Annotated in this window: 5 protein-coding genes; 3 read left to right on the plus strand and 2 right to left on the minus strand. The window is 69.0% G+C overall.

Annotated features, from left to right (window positions below):
- The coding region (locus HZB86_05620; protein MBI5905011.1) for an NAD(P)/FAD-dependent oxidoreductase at positions 1–487 on the plus strand (487 nt) is incomplete at its 5' end.
- Between the two features lies 1 nt (position 488).
- Here HZB86_05620 and HZB86_05625 read toward each other — a convergent pair.
- Together HZB86_05625 and HZB86_05630 are read right to left on the minus strand one after the other, a co-directional pair.
- Positions 489–1703, minus strand: coding sequence for a redoxin domain-containing protein (locus tag HZB86_05625; protein MBI5905012.1), 1215 nt, complete (start codon positions 1701–1703; stop codon positions 489–491).
- An 80-nt stretch (positions 1704–1783) separates the two neighbouring features.
- On the minus strand, positions 1784–2431 hold the full coding sequence (locus tag HZB86_05630) for a glycerophosphodiester phosphodiesterase (GenBank protein ID MBI5905013.1): 648 nt from the start codon (positions 2429–2431) through the stop codon (positions 1784–1786).
- A 125-nt stretch (positions 2432–2556) separates the two neighbouring features.
- Between HZB86_05630 and HZB86_05635 the strand changes: the two genes are divergently transcribed.
- A complete protein-coding gene (locus tag HZB86_05635) occupies positions 2557–3435 on the plus strand; it encodes a diacylglycerol kinase family lipid kinase (protein MBI5905014.1) in 879 nt (292 codons plus the stop codon).
- A gap of 82 nt (positions 3436–3517) precedes the next feature.
- Positions 3518–5907, plus strand: a 2390-nt coding sequence (locus tag HZB86_05640) for a response regulator (protein ID MBI5905015.1), incomplete at its 3' end; no start/stop codon positions are given.

Here is a 5907-nt window from a genome sequence, read left to right on the forward strand (position 1 = left end):
AGGGGGGAACAGCGCGGTGGACTGGGCCCTCTCCCTCGACGGGATCGCGGCCGAGGTCGCCCTGTGCCACCGGCTGTACAAGTGGGAGGCCCACGAGGCGATGGTCCACCGGCTCCTCTCCTCGAGGGTCCGGGTGAAATACCCGTACTACACGCTGAAGCAGGTCCTCGGCGAGGACCGGGTGACCGGGGCGGTCATCTGGAACGAGCGAAGCGGGCTGGAGGAGACGATCGAGGTGGACGACATCGTTCTCTCGATCGGCATGCTGACCAACATGGAGCCGTTCCGGCAGTGGGGGCTGAACATCGTCGGCAGCGGGATCGGGGTGGCGCCCGACATGTCCACCAACCTGCCCGGCGTCTACGCCGCGGGGGACATCGTGACCTACCCCGGCAAGGTGCTGCTCATCACCGCGGGAGCGGGGGAGGCCGCCACCGCCGTCAACAGCGCGAAGGAGTACATCCTCTCGGGCGAAATGGGGCGGTAAGCTACTTCGCCCGGTTCACGTCCTCCGCCTTGACCGGGGCGTCGGAGCGGATCGCCCCCTGCGCCTTCTTCTCGATCTCCAGCAGCCGGTCGAGCGTGTCCCGGACCGCCCGCGCCGAACCGGTCTTCACCGCTCCTTCGGGCGTGAACAGCGCGGAGACCTCCTCCCCCAGGACCTCCTTCGCGGCCGGGTTCGCGGAAAGGGCCGCCACCGCCTTCTTCGCCCCGGCGGCGTCGTTGCGACGCTGCGAGAGCAGCGCCTGCCCGAAGAGCCCCGCGGGGTCGTCCGGCGACAACGAGAAGAGCGCCTTCAGGTGGTCGGAGGCGCTGTTGTCCATCCCCATCTCCAGGTAGCCGAGCGCGAGGACACGGTGCTCGTACGGCTCCTGGAACTCCCGCTTCCGGATGTTGTCCAGCGCGGAGTCCCGGAGCGCCGGCTCCTTCGCCGCGTGGTAGATGATCGCCTTCAGCAGGTACGGGCGGAAGAAGTCCGGGTCGCGGCGGATCGCCTCGTTCAGCCGGTCGATCGCCGATTCGGGGACTCCGCCCCGCAGCTCGCCCGAGGGGGACCGCGCCACGAGAAACATCCGCTTCCCGAGGTTGTAGTACTGGAGCGCGTGGTTCTTCGGCTTGTGATCGAGCAGGTACTGGGCCTTTTCCGGCCGCTTTTCGCGGACGATGCCCAGCACGGCGTCGATCTTCTCCGGGATATCGGTCTTCGCGACCGACGGGAACCCAGGGTACGCCTCGCGCAGGGACAGCGCGTTGTCCATGATCAGGGTCGTCGGGACGCTGATGATCCCGAGGGCGTTGTACCCCACCAGCCCCCGGTCGTGGAACACGGGCAACGTGAGGCCGAGCTCCCTCACCTTGTCGCGCACCGCCTGGTGATCCTCGGTCTTCATCTCCTGGTGGTCCGCGTTGACGGCGACCACCTTCATCCCCTGCGCCTCGTATTTCCGAAGCTCCTTCTCGGCGAACAGGAGGATCCCGGGGGACCGGGAGCTCCACGTGGCCCAGTAGATGACCACGAGCCCCTTCGGCCCGACGAGGGACGAGAGCTTCGCGCCCTCCCCGTTCATGCCCATCAGCTCGATGTCCGGGGCCTTCGCTCCCTGCTCGAGCGTCCGCAGCGCGAACGCGGAGGCGTTCCACCACGGCGATGCGACCGCCGCCAGGCAGACCGCGGCCGCGAGGCACCATTTCAGGAATTTCATCGGCGAATCCCCTCCCGCGGACGGAAAACCGTGTTTTATTCTACACGGCTTCGCGGAAATAGTTACAGGGAAATCACGAGCTATCCGCGTCCGCACCACATCTCCCGCAGCGCCTGCGCGCGGTTGGAGAAGACGCCGGCGGCGCCGGCCTCGATGAGCCGGAACGCGGCGGACGGATCGTCGACCGTGTAGGGGAAAAGCGCGATGCCGGCGGCCCGCACCTTCCGGATGCGGAGGACGGTCAGCAACCGGTGGCTCGGGTGGATCGAGGAGAGCCCGTGGCGCAGGCAGAAGGCGATGTCCGACGCGGAGGGGCGCCGCGTCACCAGCCCGCACGGGAGCCCCGGGAGGATCGACCGGGCGGCGAGGCACTCCGTCCTCAGGGCGGACGAGAAGAGGATCGCCCCGCGGTACCCCGAGGCGCGAATCGCGCCCGCGCACGCCTCCACGGCTCCCGCCACCTTCGACTCCACGTTCAGCGGGACCTTCCCGCCGATCCGTTCCAGCAGTTCGGCGAACGTCGGAATCGCCTCCCCGTTCTTCAGCCGGACCTTCGCAAGCCGGGCCGCCGGGGTGCGCGACACCCGCAGATTCCCCTTCGCCGTCCTGCCGGTGCGCCCGTCGTGGAACACCACCGGCACGCCGTCCGACGACAACCGCACGTCGAACTCGATCATGTCCGCCCCTTCGGCGAGCGCCAGCGCGAACGCCGACGGCGAGTTCTCCAACGCGCGATCCGACGCGCCGCGGTGGGCGATGAAGAGAGGTCTTTGCCGATCGGCGGCCGGGAGGAAGGGACGCATACCGTAAAGTATCCCATACCCTCGTTTTCCACAGGGTATAATCCCTCTCGATGATCGACGTGATCTGCAACCCCGTGGCGGGCCACAGACCGGCGGGAAGGATCGACCGGGTCCGCGCCTGCCTCTCCGCGATGGGATTCTCCTTCCGCATCCGCGAAACCGGGGGACCCGGCGACGCCGTCGTGATGGCGCGGGAGGCGGCCCACGAAGGGGCCGAAACGGTCGTCGCGGTCGGCGGCGACGGCACGGTCCACGAGGTCGCGAACGGCCTGGCGGGCAGCGGCACCCGTCTCGCGGTCGTCCCCCACGGGACCGGGAACGTCTTCGCGAAAGAGTTTTCCCTCCCCGCCTCCATCGAAGGGTGCCTCGCGCTCCTGCGGGACGGCAGGACGATCTCCGTCCCGCTGGGGAAGGCGAACGACCGGTACTTCGTCCTCCTCGCGTCCGCCGGCTTCGACGCCGAGGTGGTGGAACGGATGAACCACCGTCAGAAGAACGTCCTGGGGATCGCCGCCTACGTCCTGTGCGGCGCACGACACCTGCTCCGCGCCCAGCCGTCCCTGTGGATCGAGCTGCCGGGAAGGGAGCGGTTCGAGGTCCAGTCGGTGATCGTGTCCCGGGGAAGGAAGTACGGCGGGAACGTCACGATCGCGCCGGACGCGAACATCGAAGGGGACGCGTTCCACGTGGTCGCGCTGCTCCGCAAGGGCCGGTGGGCGATCTCGATGTTCGCCCTCGACATTCTCCGGGGAAGGCACGCCGGCTCCCGCCACGTCCTGATCCGCGAGACCACGTCCGTCGTGGCACGATCCACGATCCCCTCCGCGGTGCAGGTCGACGGCGAGTACCTCGGTCCCCTTCCCGTCCGGATCGCGATGACCGACGTCCGCCTGCGGATCGTCGTCCCGACGGATTTCCCCTCCCGCTGACCCTTCCCGTTCGTACGGAGTGTGTACCATTCCCCTCCCGGATCCTATAATGGGGCTCCAGACGAAGGATCCGGAGACCGCCTTGCCGCGCACCATCCTGGTCGTCGAAGACGAAAAAGAGATCCGGGAGCTGCTGGAGCACTACCTGCGCAAGGAGGGGTTTTCCCCCATCGTCGCGGCGGACGGGGAGGCCGCGATCAGCAAGGCAAGACAGCGGAAGCCGGACCTGGTCCTCCTCGACATCCTCCTACCCAACGCCGACGGCCTGGAAGTTCTGCGGGCCATCCGCGGGAGCCCCGGCATCGCGAACACGCCGGTCGTAATGCTCACCGCGAAGGGGGACGAGACGGACCGGATCGTCGGCCTCGAGCTGGGCGCGGACGACTACATCCCCAAGCCGTTCAGCCCGAGGGAGGTCGTCGCGCGGATCAAGGCGATCCTCCGCCGCAGCCGCCCGGCTTCGGCGGAATCCGAACCGCCGACACTGGCCTGGCGCGATCTCCGGATGGACGTCACGCGCCACGAGGTCCGCTGCCAGGGGAAGCCGGTCTCCCTCACCTCCAAGGAGTTCCGCATCCTGCACGCGCTGCTCTCCTCCTCCGGCAGGGTGCTCTCCCGCGAGGCGATCCTGTCGAAGGCGTGGGGCGACGACACCCACGTGATCGACCGGACCGTGGATGTCCACATCGCCAAGCTTCGGCAGAAGATCCCGCTCCTCGTCCAGGCGATCGAGACGGTCAAGGACGTCGGCTACAAGCTGCGGGAGGAGTCCCTCGCGAAAAAGTTCTTCGTCGCCCACCTGGCGATCGCGGGGGTCGCCCTGTCCATCGCCGGCGGCGCGGGGTACTTCCTGGTCCGGAATCTCGTGATGTCGGACGCCGACGAGCTGCTCGTCTCGAAGGCGCGCCAGGCGGCGGAGGCGTTCCGCCCCCTCCTTGCGGCGTCGAAACCGGACCGCGAACGGATCGCCCGGGAGGGGGACCGGCTGGGAAGGGAGCTCGCCGCCCGGCTGACCGTCGTCCTCCCCGACGGCACGGTCGTCGCCGACTCCTCCGTGGGCGCGGGGGGGATCGCCGCGATGGAGAACCACTCCCAGCACCCGGAGATCCGCGACGCCCTCTCCGGAGCGCCGGCCTTCTCGCACCGGAGGAGCATCACGATCCGCGAGGAGCAGCGGTACGCCGCGCTTCCCATCGCGGTCGACGGGCGGATCGTCGGCGTCGCCCGCACCTCGGTCCCCGCCGAAACGCTGTACCGCCGCCTCCGGCAGATCCTCGCGATCCTCTGGGGCACGGGGATCGCGGCGCTCCTGCTGATCCTCGGGGGCGCCGCCTTCATGGCGGGGAGGGTCACCGGCCCCCTCGCGGAGATGCAGTCCGCCGCCCGGGAGATGGGGGCGGGAAACCTGTCCCGCCGGGTCCAGCTCCGGACCGGCGACGAGCTCGAGGACATGGCGGGAGCGATGAACCGGATGGCGTCCCAGCTCTCGGAGACGATCGCGCAGCTCGACGAGGGGAAGGCGCGGCTCGAAACGCTCCTGGCGAACCTCTCCGACGGCGTGATCGTCGTCACCCCCGCCCGCACCGTGCGGATGATGAACCGGGAAGCCGGAGAGATCCTGAACGCGTCGGAGACGATGGGCGAGGGACGCCCGTACACCGCGGTGATCCGCCATCCGCTGGTCCTCGCGTTCATCGACGCCTGGTCCAGGGGGAACGGGTCCGCGCCCGTGGAACTCGCCGTATCGACGCGCCGGGGAGCGCGGGTCGTCCGGATGTCCGGAACGACGGTCCGCTACCGGGGCGAATCGGAGCCGGATATCCTGATCACGCTGCTGGACACCACGGAGGAGAAGCGGCTGGCGCGGGTGAAAAGCGAATTCGTCTCCAACGCCTCCCACGAGCTGCGCACTCCCCTCACGAACATCCGCGGGTACCTGGAGGCGATCCAGGATGCGGTCCGGGAAGGGGCGTCGCCGGACCCGGCGTTCCTCGCGACCGCCCACGCCAACGCGCTCCGGATGGAGCGCCTGATCGACGACCTGTTGGAGCTGTCCCGGGCGGAGTCCGGAGCCGCGCCCATGGCGACCGAGGAATCCTCCATCGCCGCCTTCCTGTCGCGCGTCGCGGAGATCCATCGCCTCCCGGCGGAACAGGCCGGCAAGATCCTCTCCGTGGAGGCGGGCGACGGGACGTTCCGGGCAGACCTCCGGAAACTCACGCTCGCCGTTTCGAACCTGGTGGACAACGCGATCAAGTACGGAAAGGACGGGGGCCGGGTCTCGCTGTCCGGCCGCGTCGAAGGAAACGACTGCCTCCTCGAAGTGGCCGACGACGGGCCGGGGATCGAGGCCGACCACCTTCCGAGGATCTTCGAGCGGTTCTACCGGATCGACAAGGGGAGGTCGAGGGAACTGGGCGGCACCGGGCTGGGGCTCTCCATCGCCCGGCACGTCGTCGAATCGCACGGCGG

This window comes from Deltaproteobacteria bacterium (assembly GCA_016234845.1).
Taxonomy (GTDB): Bacteria; Desulfobacterota; Deferrimicrobia; order Deferrimicrobiales; family Deferrimicrobiaceae; genus JACRNP01.

Bases quoted from the DNA above. Each gene is read 5' to 3' on its own strand.
- HZB86_05625 (MBI5905012.1), bottom strand. From the start codon at position 1,703: ATGAAATTCCTGAAATGGTGCCTCGCGGCCGCGGTCTGCCTGGCGGCG.
- HZB86_05635 (MBI5905014.1), top strand. From the start codon at position 2,557: ATGATCGACGTGATCTGCAACCCCGTGGCGGGCCACAGACCGGCGGGA.